Genomic DNA, 19,245 nt, shown 5'->3' with positions numbered 1-19,245 from the left:
CATAAACAGGCTACTCCCAACTGCGTCTGTTTGCCCTCCCGAGTTCTGCCAATTTTCTTCAAGTGAGCCCCATGAAACGTTTCGTTCTGCTGGACACCACCCCCATCCCTGAAAACGGCGGCGCCCTGTGCCTGTTCGAATACGGCGAGGATTTTGTCATCAAGATCCAGGGCGGCGATGGCGGACAATTGATGAACACGCGCATGCACGGTTCCGAAGATGCCCTGGCCGAAATTCCGTGTCGCAAGGTTGCCGGCCGACCGAATTCTCGGGTACTCATCGGCGGCCTGGGCATGGGTTTCACCCTCGCCTCGGCGCTCAAGCATTTGGGCAAGACCGCCGAAGTGGTGGTCGCTGAATTAGTGCCTGGCGTTGTGGAATGGAATCGCGGACCACTCGGCGAGAAAGCCGGAAACCCGCTTCAAGACCCACGGACCGTGATTCGCATGGAAGACGTGGCCAAAGTCCTGCAAGCCGAACCCCAGGGTTTCGATGCGATCATGCTCGACGTCGACAACGGCCCCGAAGGCCTGACCCAGAAAGCCAACAGCTGGCTGTATTCCGCCGCCGGACTGAATGCCTGCGCCAGAGCCATGCGCCCCAAAGGCGTGCTGGCCGTGTGGTCGGCCAGCGCTGACCGGCAATTTTCCGACAAACTGAAGAAGGCGGGTTTCAAGGCCGAGGAAGTGCAGGTCTTCGCCCACGGCAACAAGGGCACCCGCCACACCATCTGGATTGCCGAGAAGCTCAAGGGCTAGGCTAAACTTCACCCTATAACCGTCATTAGTCTTTCTACAAAGGTGAACCCATGAGTTCGTCCACCCCGACCAACACTTCGAAGCTGGATCGCATCCTCGCCGACAACCAGCGCGACAAGGAAATGGGCTACCGCGACAAGGCCCTGAAGATGTACCCGCACGTCTGTGGCCGCTGCGCCCGTGAGTTCTCCGGCAAGCGCCTGAGCGAACTGACCGTGCACCACCGCGACCACAACCACGACAACAACCCGCAGGACGGCTCGAACTGGGAGCTGTTGTGCCTGTACTGCCACGATAATGAACACTCGCGTTACACCGACCAGCAGTATTTCGACGAAGGCTCCCTCAGCACGCCGAAAATCGCCAAGGCCACGCACAACCCGTTTGCGGCGTTGGCGGGTCTCATGAAAAAAGAAGACTGAAGTTCTTCTGTACCTGAACCGGCCCCTTCGCGAGCAGGCTCGCTCCCACATTGTTCTGCGTCCGTCAGGACACCTCGGTCAACTGTGGGAGCGAGCCTGCTCGCGATAGCAATCGCTCAGACACCACCAATCTCAAACCGAACACCCCCGCCCCAATCCCCGTATAATCGCGCTTTTTTCCGAAAGGCACCCCGCTCGTGGCAGACAAACGGTACAGCTGCATTGGTTTGTATAACCCCAAATCACCGGAGAACGTCGGTTCGGTGATGCGCGCCGCTGGCTGTTATGGCGTGGCGTCGGTGTTCTACACCGGCAAGCGCTATGAGCGCGCCGCCGACTTCGTCACCGATACCAAGCGCGTGCATTACGACATCCCGCTGATCGGCATCGACGACCTGAAGAAAATCCTGCCCCTCAACTGTGTGCCCGTCGCCGTGGAACTCGTCGACGGCGCCCGCCCGTTGCCGGAATACACCCACCCGGATCGCGCGCTCTACATCTTTGGCCCGGAAGACGGATCGCTGGATAAAGAGATTCGCGACTGGTGCGAAGACGTGGTCTACATTCCGACCACCGGCTGCATGAACCTGGCCGCCACGGTCAACGTCGTGCTCTACGACCGCATGTCCAAGGGGCTCAATACCCGCTCCGGGCCAAAATTCCGCTAATCGCCGCACATCCGATTGAACGAGCTGCCCGCCACGGCTGTCAGCTTGACTATCGATCCCTGAAGCCTGGAGACAGACCATGAGCGAACTCAAACGCGTCGAGCGTATCGAATCCACCCCGTTCCAGAGCCCTTCCGAGCAGAACGTGCAGGGCTGGGAGCGCATTGGCTCCCTGGCTGGCGGCGTGGTGATGGTGGGCAAGGGCCTGCGGCGTGGTGGGATCTTTGGCCTGATCCAGGTGACCATCGGCGGCGTGGCGCTGGCGCGCGGTATTACCGGCCACAGCTCGGCTAAAAGCCTGCTGGAGAAAGGCCGTCAGGACATGAAAAACGTGCGGGCGAAAATCCAGCGGGCGGGTGAAGAACTGAGCCAGTTGAAGGCCAATGCCGAGGCGGCGACCAAAACCGCGACCGTTACCGGAAATGATTCGTTGAAGTCGCCGAAGGCCGGGGTTTGATCAGGCTTGTCCGGCGGGGCTGATGGCCCTATCGTCGGAACGCCGCCCGGAGCAAGCTCGCTCCCACAGGGTCATGTGGCGTTCACAACATTTGTGTTCACCCCCAATCACTGTGGGAGCGAGCTTGCTCGCGATGACGGACTCACTGAATCAACTCGGTACTCAATACCTTTGAAGAGCCACCGATCACGCTCTCGCTGAGCTGAACAAACGCCTGGGTATCGATATCCCCCAGCCGCATCGCCCCGCGCAACACGTCGTCCAGCGACCGCTTGTTATGGGTTTTCAGGCGAATCTCGCGGTCCAGTTCCTGCAGCAACGCCACCGCCCTGGCCACCTGTGCCGGGTTGATCTGCTCACCGCGCAGCGTGGTGACCTTCTGGCTGCTCCTGACCAGTTTGCCGTGCAGGTTCTCGTAGCGTTCATCGCTCATGCCGCCGGCCCGGCGCACCAGTTCGATGGCGTAATACTCGGCAAAGCCTTCGCGGATCCAGTCACTGCGCCGGGTGCCATTGATACGCCCGAACATCTGGGCCAACTCGCGGACCAGGGCACTGGTGCCGCTTTCGCTGACCAACGGCAGGTGACTGTTGAGATAGATCGACTCGTGCGCCGACTGGCTGCCGCGCCACATGGGATCATTGGCCCCGACGATCAGCAGTTTGCCCGGGTGTCGCGGATACAGCGCCTGCACTTGCGGCCAGACGAAGGTCAGCAGCGTCAGCACATCCATACGGCGCATGCCCTGCCCCAGCGGCGAGGCGACAGTGACTTCGGTCTCGCCCAGACGAGTACGACGGCTGCCGAGCTGGCCAGCGAGCATCCAGCCCGTGGGCCGGTCGAACAGTCGGGAAGGGTTATCGATACGGAATTTATTCGGGCCGATTCGTGGCCACGCGGTTTCAACGCTTTTCCAGCCACCGGGCAGTTCGAATTCAAGGCGTGAAACCAGTTCGATGCCGTCCTGTTGATCGAGCCTGGCAACCGGCACCAGATCGTCGCCGCGCATCAACGCCCAGTTTGGCGTCATGCGCGTCTCGAAACTGCCATTCTTGCGGCTATGGCTGATGTTCACGCGGTAGGTCAGGCTGGCCTTGTCGGCGGCCGGACGCCAGACACCACGCGCCGTTTTACCGGGGGTCAGCTGCCATTGGCCGTCAGCCTTGAAGTCGCTGTAGCGGCTGCCGTCGCCGAGGTTGAAATCCAGGCTGCGTACCGCCGCCCCCTGGGCGAGCGTCAGGCGCACTTCGGCCTGATCGCTCTGCGGCAACAGGCGCACGTGGTAATCCAGATTGACCTTGTTCGCAGCCCATGCGGGCGAATTCACGACCAGTAATCCAAGGATCAACGCCTGCCGCCATCCCACAGCCATACACACTCCTTCGTGAAACCATGAACCTCAGGCAATCAGCCTGCGCGGAAAATCAGGTGATCTTCCCAGTCATCTTCCGGCACGCTGCCTTCGGCGAGCATGCGCCCGGACTGGGAGATCCGCTCGTGATGAACGGCATCGCGATCACCACACACCAGGTGATGCCACAACGGCAGCTCCTTGCCTTCGCTGACCAGGCGATAGCCGCAGGTCGGCGGCAGCCATTTGAATTCGTCGGCCTTGCCCGGCGTGAGCTGGATACAGTCCGGCACCGAGTCACGGCGGTTGGGATAGTCCTTGCACTGGCAGGTTTTCAGGTCCAGCAACTTGCAGGCGATGCGCGTGTAATAGACGCTGTTGTCGTCTTCGTCTTCAAGCTTTTGCAGGCAGCACAATCCACAGCCGTCGCACAGCGACTCCCATTCCTCCTGATCGAGTTGATCGAGGGTCTTGCGTATCCAGAACGGTTCTACTTTGGCGGCCATGGTTCGAGTATCGACATCAGGTGGTGAAAAGGCCGCCAGTCTAGTGCCCGAAGCCCTTTGGGCCAAGCATTGGCGACTGTCGGTAGAACGGGCTTGTCAGTTTTTGCGCTGCCAAGTAGGGTTTTGTGTTGCTCCCACTTTCAAACGTAGCCAGGAATCTCTTGATGAGCGCCAACCCACGCGTTGCCGATTACGCCATTCACCCTCAGTTCACCGATCGCTGGTCGCCCCGCGCATTCACTGGCGAAACGATTGCAGAGGAAACCCTGCTGAGCTTCTTCGAAGCCGCCCGCTGGGCACCCTCGGCCTACAACTCGCAACCCTGGCGCTTCCTCTACGCACGTCGCGACACGCCGAACTGGGAGCGTTACCTGGGCCTGCTGAACGAATTCAACCGCAGCTGGGCGCAACATGCGTCGGCCCTGGTGATCGTGATTTCGAAAACCACCTTCACCGCGCCTGGCGCCACCGAAGAAACCCCGGCCCTGTGGCACACCTTCGACACCGGTTCCGCCTGGGGCCACCTGGCCTTGCAAGCGAGCCTGAGCGGCTGGCACACCCACGGCATGGCCGGCTTCGACCAGGAGCTGACCCGCAAGGAGCTGAACATTCCTGAAGGCTACGCCCTGCACGCGGCCGTCGCGGTGGGCAAGCTGGGGGACAAGGCGAGCCTGGCGGATTACCTGCAAGCCCGAGAAGAACCGAGCCCGCGTCGCCCATTGAACGAGTTGGCGGCTGAAGGTGATTTCACCCTCTGAGCCCCACCGTAAAACCAATGTGGGAGCGGGCTTGCTCGCGAATGCGGTGTATCAGTCACTGTAATTGTCGACTGATACACCGCATTCGCGAGCAAGCCCGCTCCCACACTTTGACCGCATTGGATTTAATACCCGCGATCGAAATCCACTTCCCCGCGCAACGCCTCTCCCGCCTGATACGCTCGCAGGTTCTCGACAAACAGCTTCACCATCATCGAAGGCGAAGTCGGTGCCGAGCTGTGACCGGTCAGCAGCAGGCCCCAGGCCGTCCAGAACGGATGACGCTGGGGCAGGGGTTCCTGACGGCACACGTCGATTACTGCGCCAGCCAGATGGCCTTCCTTCAAGGCATCCACCAGATCCGCATCGACCACCGCCACACCGCGCCCGGCGTTGATGAACAACCCGGTCGGCTTGAATTGCTTGAACAGCGCAGCGTCGTAGATATCGTGGGTTTCCGGCGTGTTCGGCAGCAGGTTGACCACGTAATCGACTTCACCGACCAGCCGCGGCAGATCCGCCAGTGAACCGACTTCGATAAACGGTGCCTGTTCCCGCGCGCTGCTGGCAACGCCATACAACTCGACGCCGAACGGCGTGAGGAACTGCGCGACACTTTGGCCGATATCACCGGTGCCGACGATCAACACCTTACGCCCCGCCAGGCTCTGGCCATGGCGACTGTCCCACTTGCGCTCGACCTGGCTGACCAGTCGCGCCAGCACTTCACGTTCGTGACCGAGCATGTACGTGAGCACATACTCGGCCATGACCTGGCCGAAGATTCCGACTGCACGGGTCAGCCGATAGTGCCGCGGCAAGCCATCGGCCAGCAGCGGCGTGATGCCGGCCCAGGTCGATTGCAGCCATTGCGGTTGATGGCCCTGGCGTAGCAGGGTCGCCAGCAAATCAGGCTGGCCGAGCCACACCGGGCAATCGGCGGCCTGGCTGGCCAGTTCGGCGGAATCACCGCTGGTCAGCACCTCCAGGTCCGGTGCCGCCTCGCGCAACAGTTGGGCGTACACCGGGTGGTCGTGTTCAGCAATCAGGACGCGCATGCTTCAAACCTTTCAAAAACGGTGCAGACGGCCGCCGACGGAGCAGTGCTCCGTCGATGCTGCCATCGCTAAAATCAATCAGTGTTTCATAACCACTCTGAACAGAGCCTGTCTGGCGCTCACATCGGATCGTTGCGACGCAACAACTCTTCCGGCAAGTGCTCGATGTACTCGTCTTCGGCAGGTGGCATTTGCAGGTGATAGCCCTGTTTTTCGAGGTTTTCCAGCACGACCGTGATGTCCTCGCGCGACAGTTTGCGCTCGGGGCTCAGCACCAGGTCGAACGCGTGGATGGCCTTGCCGAAGGCTGCCATCAGGGACTCCGGCACGCGCTCCAGAGCGTCGCTCTTGAGCACATACAGGTACATTTCGTTTCTCTTCGAGCTGCGATAGATGGAACAAATACGTTTCAAGGCTGTTCTCCGGCGGTGACCAGGCTGTCGAGCAGCGCCTGGCCCATCAATTCGCGGCGCCAGCCACGCAGCGAATCAGGCAATTGGTAGGGACCATTGGGGAAGCCGCTCTTGAGCAGCGCTTCCAGGGTTTTCTTGCGCAGCATCAGTTCCGGCGCGATGTTCAGGCGCTCGGCTTCGGCCTGGCCTATGGCCTTCATTTGTTTGAGCAGCGCAGCGGCATCCACCGGCAACGGCTCCGGCACGGCTGGCGGCCATTGATCAGGCGACACACTGCCAGAGCGCTTGATCAGATCAAGCAGAAACTCCCCGTCCTGACGCACGGTACGCGGGTGCATGTCTTCGATTTTCGCCAAGGCACCGAGGTTATCCGGTTGCGTACGCGCCAGCGGCCACAACGAATGCTCGCGGATAATCCGGTTGCGCGGCAGGTCGCGGACCCGGGCTTCCTTTTCGCGCCAGGCGCAGAGCTCACGCAAAACGGCGAGTTGAGCGCGGGACAACTTCCAGGCCAGCTTGGCATCGCGATAGACCTCGTACGGGTCGATCTCGCGGCGCAGGTTGGCCACCAGTTCGGCGCCGTCTTCCAGGACCCAGGTGTATTTCTCGTCAGACAGCTTTGGACGCAGCTTTACGAAGACTTCAGCCAAATGCACGGCGTCTTCGGCGGCATAGCTGATCTGGGTTTCGGAAAGCGGACGTTGCAGCCAGTCGGAACGGGTTTCACCCTTGGGCAGGTCGATGCCGAGCACTTCCTGCACCAGCCGCGAATAGCCCATGGAAAAACCGAGGTTCAGGTAAGCGGCAGCCAACTGCGTATCGAACAGTGGCGTCGGCAGGCTGCCGGTCAGGCGTAGCAGGACTTCGAGGTCTTCGCTGCACGCGTGGACAACCTTGAGCACCGCCGGGTTTTCCAGCAACGCGGCCAATGGCTGCCAGTTGTCGATGGTCAGCGGGTCGATCAGATAGGCGCGAACGCCATCACCGATCTGCAGCAGGCCGGCGATCGGGTAGAAGGTGTCGACCCGCATGAATTCGGTGTCGAGGGCAACGAATGGCAACTGTTGCCACTCGGCGCACAACCGTCCGAGGCTATCGTTGTCGCGAATCCAGTGAATATCGATGGCCACACGGCTCTCCCTTGAAGAATGGCGCGCAGTATATATCGCCCCCGGCGATTTCCGCGCATCCACTGAACAAGAGCGTTAGCGAAAATTACTGCGTGACATAAAGAATAGTCCTACAAAGCCGAGCTAGCTGGTCTTACCCAGCATCTGGAACCGTCGCGAGAATCACCGTGCCCGGCCAACACCGGCCAAAAGCCAGGTCGGCGGTCGTTGCGTGAAACAGAGTCAGAGGCAATCAACCCTTGGCCAACACGCCGTCGGCCACTGGACCGCGACATCCGGCAAACATGTCCAGATCCTGGTTGTAGACCTTGCTGTTGACCTCCAGCAGCCCAAGCATCGAATGGAACAGGTTGTCCTGGCTCAGGGGCTTTTCACGGCTCTGTTGCAGGCAGTGGGTGTCTACCGCAAACGACTTTTTATAGCTGTCGGAGAACCAGGCAAACATGGCGACATGCTTTTGCTGCTCCGGTGCCAGCATGTAAGGCGTGCCGTGGAGGAACAAGTTGTATTCACCCAGGGACTCGCCGTGGTCCGACAGATACAGCATCGCGGTATCCACTTTGTCCTGGTTGCTGCGCAGCAGATCGATCAAGGTCGACAGCACGTGGTCGGTATAGACCAAGGTGTTGTCGTAGCCATTGACGATACTTTCGCGACTGCAATTGTTCAGGGCATTACTCTCGCAAACCGGGGTGAAGCGCTCGAACTCTTTCGGATAACGCTTGAAGTACTCCGGACCGTGGCTGCCCATCTGGTGCAATACCAATACCGTGTCCTTGTCCAGGGTATCGATGAAATGCTGTAGCCCTTGCAGCAGGATTTCGTCGCGGCATTCGCTGTTGGCGCACAGCGCCGGGTCCTTCAGATTGCTGACGTCGTCAACGGTGACGCGATCGCACGTACCTTTGCAGCCTGACTGGTTGTCACGCCAGATCACGTCGATACCCGCATGCTTGAGCACGTCCAGCAGGCCTTCTTCGTTCTTTGCCTTGCTGGCGTTGTAGTCCTTGCGTCCCATATTGGAGAACATGCAAGGCACCGATACGGCGGTCTCAGTACCGCAGGAATGCACATCGGTGAATGCGATCAGGCCATCTTCCTTACTCAGTGTCGGAGTGGTGTCGCGGCTATAGCCAAGGATGCCGAAGTTCTCCGCCCGGGCACTTTCACCCACGACAAGAACCGTCAGGGATTTGCGCCCGTGAGTTTGCCAGGCCGGATTGCGCCGGGCATCTTCACCGAGCTTCACAAAAGGCTGATGTGCAGACGCAACCTGCTCGCGCAAGAAGCCAGCCGAGGCACCAATGTAGTTGCTTGGCACCACCATCAGGCGTAACTCGTGGTGATTGCGAAACAGCGAAGACAGCCCTTGATAGTTAACCAGTGCAACACCACCAATGACTGCTGCCGAGGCAAAAACCACCAGAACTTTACTGAGTAGTTCACGGTGCCAACGACGATAATTAATCGGCGTCTTCCACAACAGCCAGGATGGCAAAACGCCGAGCAGAAAAATATACACAAACAACTTGAGCGACAGTAAGTCACGCACTTCCGTGGCATTGGTTTCAGCTAAGTTACGCAACATGCCGGTGTCGATCAGAACACCATACTGGCTCATGAAATACGCCACCCCTGCGCTGGTCATGAACAGCAGGGTCAGGATCGGTTTGAGCACCGGCCGGAATGCCAGCAGGGTCAGCACAATGTTGAAGGCCGCGAAGATCATCGCTCCGAAGGCCACGCGCATGACGATGCCTTTGCCATCGGATGCGGTGATTTCGAACAGGTGTTGCCAAAGTACGTAATTGAAGCCAACTAACAAAAACGTGCTGGCAATCAGTGTCACCCATTCAGGGCGCACAGCTTTAATCTTAAGCATGATATTTGGCGGATCCTGAAAATAAGTATCTTCGGCAAATGTGAAAATTTCATTTACCGAGACAGCTGTAATTTTAGGCAGCCAACAATCAATTTTTTGTGAAAAATAAGCCAACAATTAGTTGGCTTATTAAGTCCGCCTGACACTTTCAGACTATTTGAGAATGGTTCAGCCCCGATTCAGATTCGACTCAAGCCTGGTGCAAATACCAGCGCCAGTCCTGTTCACCGACCTCCCCCATGAATTGACGATATTCGGCGCGCTTCACCGCCAGGTAGACGCCGAGGAATTCACCGCCGAAGGCTTCCCTGGCCCAACTCGAACCTTCCAGCGATCGCAAAGTGGTCAGCCAGTCGGTCGGCAACAGTTTCGCAGCCTGGGCGTAGCCATTGCCTTCCACCGGCGCACCGGGATCGAGTTGTTCGCGGATACCGCGATGAATACCGGCCAGAATCGCCGCAGCCGCCAGATAGGGGTTGGCATCTGCGCCACAGATTCTGTGTTCGATGTGCCGGGAATACGCCGGCCCGCCAGGTACGCGCAGGCTCACGGTGCGATTGTCCACGCCCCAGGTGGCCGCCAGGGGTGCATAGCTGTTGGCCTGGAATCGCCGGTAGGAGTTGGCGTTGGGGCAGAACAGCAACAGCGAATCGAGCAAGGTACTGAGCATGCCGGCGACGGCCTGCTTGAGTAGTGGCGTTCCATCCGGGGCTTCGCTGGCGAAGAGGTTGTTGCCGTCCTTGTCCGCCAGGCTCACGTGCATGTGCATCCCGGTGCCGGCCAGGTCATCGAAAGGCTTGGCCATGAAGCAGGCTGTCATGCCGTGTTTGTGCGCCACACCCTTGACCAGACGCTTGTAGCGCACCGCTTCATCCATCGCCTGTAGCGCGTCGGTGCGGTGTTCGAGGGTGATTTCCACTTGCCCGGGCGCGTATTCGGAAATGGCCGTGCGCGCGGGAATCCCCTGGAGCTTGCAGGCGCTGTAGAGATCGGCCAGGAACGGCTCGATCTGTTCAAGCTCGCGCAAACCATAGACCTGAGTGCCGTGCGGACGCCCGCCATCGACATCCCGCGCCGGTTGCGGTCGGCCATTGCTGTCGCGTTGTTGGTCCAGCAGGTAGAACTCCAATTCCGCCGCCATGACCGGGTAATAACCGTCAGCCTGCAAACCTTCGATGACTTTAGCCAGCAAGTGGCGGGGATCGGCAATGGTGGCGGGCATTCCCTCAGTCGGGTGCATGCTGACCTGCACGGCCGCGGTCGGTATCAGGCGCCACGGCATACGCGTGAGGCTGCCACTGACCGGGTAGGCCCGGCAGTCGATATCACCGACATCCCAGACCAGCCCGGAGTTTTCCACGTCATCGCCGTTGATGGTCAGGCCGAGGATGGTGCTCGGCAATGGCCGCCCGCTTTCATACACCGCCAGCAACTCATCACGATGCAGCAACTTGCCCCGCGGCACACCGTTGTTGTCGAGGATGAACAGCTCGAACATTTCAATATCCGGGTTCTGCTCCAGAAAGGTCAGGGCTTCTTGCTGGGTGGCAAACGAGGTCGTGGCACAACTCATGGGAACTCTCTTTTTCCGTGTCAGACGGGTACGCAAAAGCACCCGCACTTTAATCCCGCCATCGAGCGGAATATGTAGGAACAATCAGCGGAAAAAGCAGGAATCCGGCGGGCGCGCATGGCGGCAATGCCACAGCGCCCAGAAAGCCAGTTCAGAAGGAAGTGCAGAGAGGTTTGGCGCGGTGGCGGGTGTGAATCGACGACCAAGGCTCGACGCTCGAACGTCGATGGATGCCTTGAAGTGGATTGCGACTGGCCAACCGCCCATAGAGAGAACCGCAGAAAACAGATGACCCGCAGCGTCACACGATGGCTTAAGTCGTTAAATCAGGATTTGAAGAACCTTGGATGTCGTCTGGCTAAACATTTGGCTGTTTTATGCTGCCTCCTGTGGGAGAAGGTCTGTATTTGATTTCTAAATACCACCCCAGACTTTCTGATTTGCCCACTTCGGGCCTCGCGCGCCTAATCGGACCCCTTCTGTTCAAGGTCCGATCATGGAAAACACCCGAGCCACTTCCCGCCCTGCCCTCTGGCTCATGTTCAGCATTGTCCTGGTTGCCCTGAACCTGCGCCCTTCCATGGCCGCTGTCGGGCCTCTGCTCTCGGCGATTCGCGACGACATTGCACTGAGCTTCAGCCAGGCTTCACTGCTGACAATGTTGCCGGTGACGGCCATGGGATTGGCGATGTTTTTCGGCCTGCGCGTCAGCCAGCGATTCGGCGATCAGCGCACGGTGGTGTTCTCGTTGCTGATCATCGGCGTGGCCACGGTTTCGCGGTTGTTCCTTGATTCAGCCGTGGAGTTGCTCCTCAGCGCAGTACTAGCGGGTATCGGGATCGCCCTGATCCAGGCCCTGATGCCAGCGCTGATCAAATCCCGCTTCAGCGACCACGTTGCCCTGTGCATGGGGCTCTACGTCACATCGATCATGGGCGGTGCCGCCATGGGGGCTTCCTTTGCGCCGCTGGTGATGGCGCGTACTGGAAGCTGGCGTATGGGCCTGGCGATCTGGACCGTTCTCGCCGTGCTGGCGTTGCTTTTCTGGCGCAGCCAAAGCGCGGGGATGCCAACACTGGATTCGAAGGCATCCAGCAAAAATTCGTACTTCGCCAATTCCCGCGCATGGTTACTCGCGATTTTCTTTGGCCTGGGCACTGCGTCCTACACCTGTGTTCTGGCCTGGCTGGCGCCGTACTACGTGGAAAAAGGCTGGAGCGAGCAGAACGCCGGATTGCTGCTCGGGTTTCTGACCGCCATGGAAGTACTGTCGGGCCTGCTGACGCCCGTCATCGCCAACCGCAGCCGCGACCGCCGCGTCGTGCTGATGGTATTGCTGACACTGATCATCGCCGGTTTCTGCGGACTGATTCTGAGCCCGCAGCATTTGAGCCTGATGTGGCCAAGCCTGCTGGGGCTGGGCATTGGCGGCCTGTTCCCGATGAGCCTGATCGTATCGCTGGACCACCTGGACAATCCATTTCGCGCCGGTGGCCTGACCGCATTCGTGCAAGGCATCGGCTACTTGATCGCCGGCCTGTCGCCGCTGCTGGCGGGGATCATCCGCGACCAGCTCGGCAGCTTTGAATGGGCCTGGTGGGCGCTGACGGCGGTCATGGCGCTGATGATGCTGATGGTTTTGCGCTTCAACCCAAGGCACTACAGCCGCCACATCCATTGACCCGGAGCCTGCCATGAAAACCACCGGTTTCGCCGTCGCTCACGCCAGCATGCTGCTTTGGGCCTTGTTGATCGCCGCATCGTTTTCCGCGGCGGCGCAAGTCAGCCAGGCCATCGACCCGATCCTGCTGACCGGTTTGCGCCTGTTGTTTTGTGCCGTGGTGTTTCTGCCACTGTTACTGCTTAGAGGCGATGCCGTCATGACCGCCCGCGGGCTGCTTGGTCACGCGGTACTCGGCCTGCTGCTGGCGCTGTACTTCGGTTCGCTGTTCGAAGCATTGCGTTACACCTCGGCTGTCAACACCGGGACGATGTTCACGCTGGTGCCGCTGATGACCCTGGGGTTCGAAGCCGTGCTGACACCTGACAGCCGTCTGAAACAACGGATTGTGCCGATGCTGCTCGCCGCTGCCGGGGCGGTTTTGTTGATCATGAAAGGTACGGGTCCCGGCGAGTTGCCATCGCCCTATGCATTGACGGTGTACGGCATCGGTTGTTTGGCGATGGCACTCTACGCCCCCCTCAGCCAGCGCCTGAAAGCCAATAGCCTCAAGGGACGCGGGCCGGTGCCCATGACGTTCTGGAACATGCTGTTCGGTGCGCTGTTTCTGCTGGTGTTCTGTGGATTGAGTGGCGGTTGGCGCTCGGCATCATTACTGACGCTCAACGATTTCTATTGGCTGATGTACCTGGCGGTGTTCGCCACCCTGGCGACGTTTTGGCTGCTGCATCGGGCCATCGGCGTGATCGCGCCGTCCTCGGTGATTTCCTACATCTACCTGAGCACGCTGTTCATCACCTTGTTTCACTGGCTATGGGGGCGCCAGATGCCGCTGTCGCTGGAAATGGCCGGTGCGGTGCTGGTGGGTCTCGGCATGTTTGCGCTGTTGATAACCAGCCGCCGCACGGTGTCGGCGATGGTCCAGGGCTGACAGGGTCCTGGGCGAAATGTCCCGCAAAGCATTCTCCCTGCTCGCCCATTCCGCTAGGATCATGCACCCACCCTTGCACACGGTCAGCGCAAGGGACGCAGCGAGACGCAATGGATGCTGAACAGTAATTCGCTTAGAAAACTCGACATGCAGGACCTCATGGTGTTCGTCGCCGTGTATGAGCAGAACAGCGTCACCGACGTATCCGAGACGCTTTGCGTCAGCCAGTCCACCGTGAGTTACTGCCTGAAAAAACTGCGCACCAGTTTCGAGGACGAACTGTTCATCAATACCCGTACCGGTGGCATGCAGCCCACCGGCAAGGCCCGCGCGATGTACCCCCACGTACTGAAAATCCTGGAAAGCATCAACCTGTGTCACGCCGGCGTACCCACGTTCGACCCGGGCCTGCAACCCGTGACCTTCAACATCTGCGCACCGGAATATTTCGAGCAACTGATCCTGCCGCGCCTGTTGAAAACCTTCGACCTCGCCGACCTTCCGGTGATGGTCAATGTGTTCAAGCTCCAGGCCGATATCCCTGCCGAAGCGTTGCGCGAAAGCAGCCTCGACCTGGTGATGTGCTTCGGTCCGAACTTTCATCGCAGTCACGTCGATGTCAAATCGCAGACGCTGCTGGAAGATGATCTGGTGTGTGTGTTCGACAAACGCGCCACGCCGGCGGAACCACGCCTGAGCCTGCAAACCTATGTCGAACGTCGACACGTGTTCCCGACACCCTGGACGTCCGCCACCAACATGGTCGACGGTTGGCTCGCGCAGCAGGCACAACAGCGCCAGATCGTCGCACGCGCCAACAGCTACAGTGCAGCGCTGAAACTGATTACCGGCACCGACTATGCCCTGACCCTGCCCCGGCGCATCCAGCGGTTGCTGGCCAGTGCAGACACCTTCAATCACTGTGAAGCGCCCGAAGGCTTGCCGGGTTTCACCCTCGACATGCAGTGGAACCAGGGTGTCGATCAGGACAGCGCCAACACCTGGCTGCGAGCGCAAGTGATCCGGGCCTGCGTCGACCAGGAAACGGCCTGATGCTCAGTTGTTGATGGCGGTCTTGCTGTAAGAGTCGCGATCGATGTCGAGAATTTCCACGCACAACTGGACCTCAATGCTGCCCGGCCATTCACACAGGTCCCGCACCACCGCCAGCAGGCTTTCAGACAGCTGTTTCTTGATCTCTGCGGAACGACCACTCAACAACGCCAGTTTCACATGCACGAACGCCCGCTCAGCCAGTGCCGTACCAACCTTGAACGTCTCGACCTTGACCGCGCGGCTCTTGATGTCGAATTCGGCAGCAAACTGACCGGAACCCACCAATGTATTGTTCAACCGCATCAATGCCACATCGGCATTCAGATCAGTCAGGTTGGCGGTATATTCCATGTGCAGGTGAGGCATGAGTCAGTTCCTGTAAGTGGGTGGAAAGGTCGTACATATAACACAGCACCGCCCTGCTCATTCAGGCAGCGGCAAAACCGCACGCTCGCTCATGAACGCTTCCAGCCGCGAGCGCAGCCAGCGCTCGGCAGGGTCGGTATCGACATGACTGAGCCAGACCATGGACAGGTCCAGGGTAGGTGTCTGGATCGGAAAGGGTTCCTTGAACAGCACTCCCGATGCAGCCATCGCCTCGGCGGTGTAGTCCGGCAGGCTGGCAATCAGGTCCGTCCCGGCAAGCAGGGCCGGCAAAGAACTGTATTGCGGTACCGAGAGCACCACCTGGCGTGTGCGTCCGATGTCCGCCAGCCACTCGTCGGCGTAGCCACTGACGTTGGCGGTATGAGACACCAGCACGTGCGGTCGCGCGCAATATTCATCGAGGGTCAGCGGTGTGTCGGAGGCATCGGCGCGCAAAATGCTGGGCTGGATGTGCCGCAGCAACTTGCGCTTGGCATTGGCCGGCAAGCCACGGGTCTGGCTGATACCCACCGTGATATCGCCAGACGCCAGCAAGTCGGGAATCCGCCAGTAATCGACATGCTGCACAACGAACACCACGTTGGGCGCTTCCTGGCGCAGCGCTCGAAGCAATGGCGGCAACAGGCCGAACTCGACATCGTCGGACAGCCCGATGCGGAACGTCATCGTGCTGCTGGCCGGGTCAAAATCATGGGTCAGGCTCAAGGCTACGGACAACGAATCCAGCGCTGGCGACAGGTGCCTGATGATCTCCTCGGCCCGTGCCGTCGGCTCCATGCGATGGCCTACGCGTATGAACAGCGGATCATTGAACATCGCACGCAAGCGGTTGAGTGCCGAACTGATGGTCGGCTGACCGAGAAACAGCTTCTCCGCCACCCGAGTGACATTGCGCTCGAGCATCAGCGCTTCGAATACCACCATCAGGTTGATATCCGCCTTGCGAAGTTCATTGCGATTCATCCACTGCCCCCGATCCCCAAATCTGCTGACAGTTTAGGTAGCTGGTGCGACTGCCGTCTATCCAACTCAGGTTCAACAGCCTGATGCCGTTCACGCTTAAGCAAAATGCTGTTCCATGCCTAGTCCTACAGCCTCTTCCTTTTTACCTGAAACCCCTGGCAGGCAGCCCGTGAGTCCCTAAGCTCAGCGACGCACGAGGTGAAAAACCACCCTCGTCATCCAAAACATGCGAAATCACAAGGAGCGGCACCATGGCCAGAGACAAAGCCAAAGACGACAAACATTTCAACTGCACCCAGGTACACGAAGCCGACTACGTCGCCAGCCTGTACCCGCACGCCAGGGAAGAGGTCAAGACATTCCTCGCCTCCGCCTGCAAGGACAAATCCCTGCACAACTCCACCCACAAGGACGTCTACGAACTGATCAAGAGAAAACTGGGCCATACCCAGCCGTAAGACGGATTGAAACGAAGCTGCTCTGTACGAGCAGCTTCACCGCCCTCTATCTAGATTTCCTTGATCGGGGTCTGCTCGCAGGTCCCTTTGATCAAACTGATTGCATGCACACAATCAGCCTTGTTGACGTAAGCCTCCCCGCTGGCAATCGTTTCATGATTGCCTGCCCTCAACCGCCAACGCCATTGGCCCTTGCCGGTCAGAACGGTGCCGCGGACTTGTCTGTAAATCTCAAAATACATTGCTCGCTCCTTGCGATTGCTGGTGGCTGCAGATCAGTGGTCTGCGAAACCAGAGTAAAGGAGGAGCTTCCAGGCTGATTGCTTTCAATGTCAGGGGATATTTCGCACTGGCGACCCTGAATAACCGTGTGCCAACTTTCCTGCGGACAAAAACAAAACCCCTACCTGCATACGCAGATAGGGGTTTCGGAATTTAATCTTGACGATGACCTACTCTCACATGGGGAAACCCCACACTACCATCGGCGATGCATCGTTTCACTGCTGAGTTCGGGATGGGATCAGGTGGTTCCAACGCTCTATGGTCGTCAAGAAATTCGGGTACTGAGTCGCGACCAGATGGTCGCGCTTCAGCAAATTGGGTATGTGACAGCTTGGTGTTTTGTGAGTATCACGAACTTTCGGTTCTTTCGTCTTCACACACCGCAATCTGGCCTTTCGACGCAAATTGCTTGGGTGTTATATGGTCAAGCCTCACGGGCAATTAGTATTGGTTAGCTCAACGCCTCACAGCGCTTACACACCCAACCTATCAACGTCGTAGTCTTCGACGGCCCTTCAGGGGACTCAAGGTCCCAGTGAGATCTCATCTTGAGGCAAGTTTCCCGCTTAGATGCTTTCAGCGGTTATCTTTTCCGAACATAGCTACCCGGCAATGCCACTGGCGTGACAACCGGAACACCAGAGGTTCGTCCACTCCGGTCCTCTCGTACTAGGAGCAGCCCCTCTCAAATCTCAAACGTCCACGGCAGATAGGGACCGAACTGTCTCACGACGTTCTAAACCCAGCTCGCGTACCACTTTAAATGGCGAACAGCCATACCCTTGGGACCGGCTTCAGCCCCAGGATGTGATGAGCCGACATCGAGGTGCCAAACACCGCCGTCGATATGAACTCTTGGGCGGTATCAGCCTGTTATCCCCGGAGTACCTTTTATCCGTTGAGCGATGGCCCTTCCATACAGAACCACCGGATCACTAAGACCTACTTTCGTACCTGCTCGACGTGTCTGTCTCGCAGTCAAGCGCGCTTTTGCCTTTATACTCTACGACCGATTTCCGACCGGTCTGAGCGCACCTTCGTACTCCTCCGTTACTCTTTAGGAGGAGACCGCCCCAGTCAAACTACCCACCATACACTGTCCTCGATCCGGATAACGGACCTGAGTTAGAACCTCAAAGTTGCCAGGGTGGTATTTCAAGGTTGGCTCCACGCGAACTGGCGTCCACGCTTCAAAGCCTCCCACCTATCCTACACAAGCAAATTCAAAGTCCAGTGCAAAGCTATAGTAAAGGTTCACGGGGTCTTTCCGTCTAGCCGCGGATACACTGCATCTTCACAGCGATTTCAATTTCACTGAGTCTCGGGTGGAGACAGCGCCGCCATCGTTACGCCATTCGTGCAGGTCGGAACTTACCCGACAAGGAATTTCGCTACCTTAGGACCGTTATAGTTACGGCCGCCGTTTACCGGGGCTTCGATCAAGAGCTTCGCGTTAGCTAACCCCATCAATTAACCTTCCGGCACCGGGCAGGCGTCACACCCTATACGTCCACTTTCGTGTTTGCAGAGTGCTGTGTTTTTAATAAACAGTCGCAGCGGCCTGGTATCTTCGACCGGCGTGGGCTTACGGAGCAAGTCCTTCACCCTCACCGGCGCACCTTCTCCCGAAGTTACGGTGCCATTTTGCCTAGTTCCTTCACCCGAGTTCTCTCAAGCGCCTTGGTATTCTCTACCCAACCACCTGTGTCGGTTTGGGGTACGGTTCCTGGTTACCTGAAGCTTAGAAGCTTTTCTTGGAAGCATGGCATCAACCACTTCGTGTTCCAAAGGAACACTCGTCATCAGCTCTCGGCCTTGGAATCCCGGATTTACCTAAGATTCCAGCCTACCACCTTAAACTTGGACAACCAACGCCAAGCTGGCCTAGCCTTCTCCGTCCCTCCATCGCAATAACCAGAAGTACAGGAATATTAACCTGTTTTCCATCGACTACGCTTTTCAGCCTCGCCTTAGGGACCGACTAACCCTGCGTCGATTAACGTTGCGCAGGAAACCTTGGTCTTTCGGCGTGGGTGTTTTTCACACCCATTGTCGTTACTCATGTCAGCATTCGCACTTCTGATACCTCCAGCAAGCTTCTCAACTCACCTTCACAGGCTTACAGAACGCTCCTCTACCGCATCACCCGAAGGTGATACCCGTAGCTTCGGTGTATGGTTTGAGCCCCGTTACATCTTCCGCGCAGGCCGACTCGACTAGTGAGCTATTACGCTTTCTTTAAAGGGTGGCTGCTTCTAAGCCAACCTCCTAGCTGTCTAAGCCTTCCCACATCGTTTCCCACTTAACCATAACTTTGGGACCTTAGCTGACGGTCTGGGTTGTTTCCCTTTTCACGACGGACGTTAGCACCCGCCGTGTGTCTCCCATGCTCGGCACTTGTAGGTATTCGGAGTTTGCATCGGTTTGGTAAGTCGGGATGACCCCCTAGCCGAAACAGTGCTCTACCCCCTACAGTGATACATGAGGCGCTACCTAAATAGCTTTCGA

General features: G+C 58.5%; 19 protein-coding genes and 2 rRNA genes (1 of these 21 only partly in view). 9 read left to right on the top strand and 12 right to left on the bottom strand.

Translation table 11 applies throughout. The annotated features are described in order from the left end of the window. The first annotated feature begins 71 nt into the window (after positions 1-71). The 4 genes from AC3IT9_RS06955 (at position 72) to AC3IT9_RS06940 (ending at position 2,305) form a co-directional block, all read left to right on the top strand. Positions 72-758, top strand: a complete 687-nt coding sequence (locus AC3IT9_RS06955; protein WP_150724346.1) for a spermidine synthase — start codon at positions 72-74, stop codon at positions 756-758. Positions 759-808: 50 nt separating this feature from the next. Next, positions 809-1,180 carry a YajD family HNH nuclease gene (locus AC3IT9_RS06950; RefSeq protein WP_007898702.1) on the top strand — a complete coding sequence of 124 codons (372 nt, stop codon included), beginning with the start codon at positions 809-811 and terminating at the stop codon, positions 1,178-1,180. Positions 1,181-1,377: 197 nt separating this feature from the next. After that, a complete protein-coding gene (locus AC3IT9_RS06945) occupies positions 1,378-1,848 on the top strand; it encodes an RNA methyltransferase (RefSeq protein ID WP_150724345.1) in 471 nt (156 codons plus the stop codon). A gap of 79 nt (positions 1,849-1,927) precedes the next feature. Next, positions 1,928-2,305 (top strand): YgaP family membrane protein, encoded by a 378-nt coding sequence (locus AC3IT9_RS06940; protein WP_489272487.1) that lies wholly within the window; start codon positions 1,928-1,930, stop codon positions 2,303-2,305. Between the two features lie 142 nt (positions 2,306-2,447). Here AC3IT9_RS06940 and AC3IT9_RS06935 read toward each other — a convergent pair whose 3' ends face one another. Then, positions 2,448-3,677 carry a hypothetical protein gene (locus AC3IT9_RS06935; protein ID WP_353742272.1) on the bottom strand — a complete coding sequence of 410 codons (1,230 nt, stop codon included), beginning with the start codon at positions 3,675-3,677 and terminating at the stop codon, positions 2,448-2,450. Between the two features lie 35 nt (positions 3,678-3,712). Beyond that, a complete protein-coding gene (locus AC3IT9_RS06930; protein WP_489272486.1) occupies positions 3,713-4,162 on the bottom strand; it encodes a YcgN family cysteine cluster protein in 450 nt (149 codons plus the stop codon). A gap of 164 nt (positions 4,163-4,326) precedes the next feature. On the opposite strand from AC3IT9_RS06930, the gene AC3IT9_RS06925 reads away from it, so the two are divergent. Continuing rightward, on the top strand, positions 4,327-4,920 hold the full coding sequence (locus tag AC3IT9_RS06925; RefSeq protein WP_150755681.1) for a nitroreductase family protein: 594 nt from the start codon (positions 4,327-4,329) through the stop codon (positions 4,918-4,920). 125 nt (positions 4,921-5,045) lie between these two features. Here the strand turns inward: AC3IT9_RS06925 and AC3IT9_RS06920 are convergent, their stop codons facing one another. The 5 genes from AC3IT9_RS06920 to AC3IT9_RS06900 all read right to left on the bottom strand — a co-directional run bounded on the left by AC3IT9_RS06920 (position 5,046) and on the right by AC3IT9_RS06900 (position 10,976). Then, the gene (locus AC3IT9_RS06920; RefSeq protein WP_489272484.1) at positions 5,046-5,978 is read right to left on the bottom strand and encodes a D-2-hydroxyacid dehydrogenase; all 933 of its coding nucleotides are present in this window, start codon (positions 5,976-5,978) and stop codon (positions 5,046-5,048) included. 119 nt (positions 5,979-6,097) lie between these two features. Next, positions 6,098-6,391: a YcgL domain-containing protein gene (locus tag AC3IT9_RS06915; protein WP_150757523.1), complete on the bottom strand. Its 294-nt coding sequence runs from the start codon at positions 6,389-6,391 to the stop codon at positions 6,098-6,100. Then, positions 6,388-7,521, bottom strand: coding sequence for a ribonuclease D (rnd, locus tag AC3IT9_RS06910; RefSeq protein ID WP_489272483.1), 1,134 nt, complete (start codon positions 7,519-7,521; stop codon positions 6,388-6,390). Before rnd ends, AC3IT9_RS06915 begins: the two co-directional genes overlap by 4 nt. 232 nt (positions 7,522-7,753) lie before the next feature. Further along, on the bottom strand, positions 7,754-9,403 hold the full coding sequence (locus tag AC3IT9_RS06905; protein WP_489273487.1) for a phosphoethanolamine transferase: 1,650 nt from the start codon (positions 9,401-9,403) through the stop codon (positions 7,754-7,756). Positions 9,404-9,593: 190 nt separating this feature from the next. Then, positions 9,594-10,976: a glutamine synthetase family protein gene (locus tag AC3IT9_RS06900; RefSeq protein ID WP_489272482.1), complete on the bottom strand. Its 1,383-nt coding sequence runs from the start codon at positions 10,974-10,976 to the stop codon at positions 9,594-9,596. A gap of 496 nt (positions 10,977-11,472) precedes the next feature. Between AC3IT9_RS06900 and AC3IT9_RS06895 the strand changes: the two genes are divergently transcribed. From AC3IT9_RS06895 to AC3IT9_RS06885, 3 genes are all read left to right on the top strand, one after another. Beyond that, positions 11,473-12,657 (top strand): cyanate transporter, encoded by a 1,185-nt coding sequence (locus AC3IT9_RS06895; RefSeq protein WP_489272480.1) that lies wholly within the window; start codon positions 11,473-11,475, stop codon positions 12,655-12,657. A gap of 13 nt (positions 12,658-12,670) precedes the next feature. Beyond that, the gene (locus AC3IT9_RS06890; protein WP_489272478.1) at positions 12,671-13,588 is read left to right on the top strand and encodes a DMT family transporter; all 918 of its coding nucleotides are present in this window, start codon (positions 12,671-12,673) and stop codon (positions 13,586-13,588) included. 114 nt (positions 13,589-13,702) lie between these two features. Next, positions 13,703-14,641, top strand: coding sequence for a LysR family transcriptional regulator (locus AC3IT9_RS06885; protein WP_489272477.1), 939 nt, complete (start codon positions 13,703-13,705; stop codon positions 14,639-14,641). Positions 14,642-14,644: 3 nt separating this feature from the next. Here the strand turns inward: AC3IT9_RS06885 and AC3IT9_RS06880 are convergent, their stop codons facing one another. Together AC3IT9_RS06880 and AC3IT9_RS06875 are read right to left on the bottom strand one after the other, a co-directional pair. After that, positions 14,645-15,010, bottom strand: a complete 366-nt coding sequence (locus AC3IT9_RS06880; protein WP_489272475.1) for a 5-carboxymethyl-2-hydroxymuconate Delta-isomerase — start codon at positions 15,008-15,010, stop codon at positions 14,645-14,647. A 57-nt stretch (positions 15,011-15,067) separates the two neighbouring features. Then, the gene (locus tag AC3IT9_RS06875) at positions 15,068-15,994 is read right to left on the bottom strand and encodes a LysR substrate-binding domain-containing protein (protein WP_150724332.1); all 927 of its coding nucleotides are present in this window, start codon (positions 15,992-15,994) and stop codon (positions 15,068-15,070) included. Positions 15,995-16,245: 251 nt separating this feature from the next. On the opposite strand from AC3IT9_RS06875, the gene AC3IT9_RS06870 reads away from it, so the two are divergent. After that, positions 16,246-16,452 (top strand): hypothetical protein, encoded by a 207-nt coding sequence (locus AC3IT9_RS06870; protein WP_150724331.1) that lies wholly within the window; start codon positions 16,246-16,248, stop codon positions 16,450-16,452. A 50-nt stretch (positions 16,453-16,502) separates the two neighbouring features. On the opposite strand, the gene AC3IT9_RS06865 is transcribed toward AC3IT9_RS06870, so the two are convergent. The 3 genes from AC3IT9_RS06865 to AC3IT9_RS06855 all read right to left on the bottom strand — a co-directional run. After that, positions 16,503-16,694, bottom strand: a complete 192-nt coding sequence (locus AC3IT9_RS06865; protein ID WP_489272474.1) for a YegP family protein — start codon at positions 16,692-16,694, stop codon at positions 16,503-16,505. A 197-nt stretch (positions 16,695-16,891) separates the two neighbouring features. After that, a 5S ribosomal RNA gene (gene rrf, locus AC3IT9_RS06860) occupies positions 16,892-17,007 on the bottom strand. Between the two features lie 150 nt (positions 17,008-17,157). Further along, positions 17,158-19,245 (bottom strand): 23S ribosomal RNA (locus tag AC3IT9_RS06855); it runs 806 nt beyond the window's last position.

This window comes from Pseudomonas sp. KH_046_1 (assembly GCF_057839025.1).
Note: the sequence above shows the minus strand (reverse complement) of the source record. Positions and strands in the feature narration are given on the sequence as shown.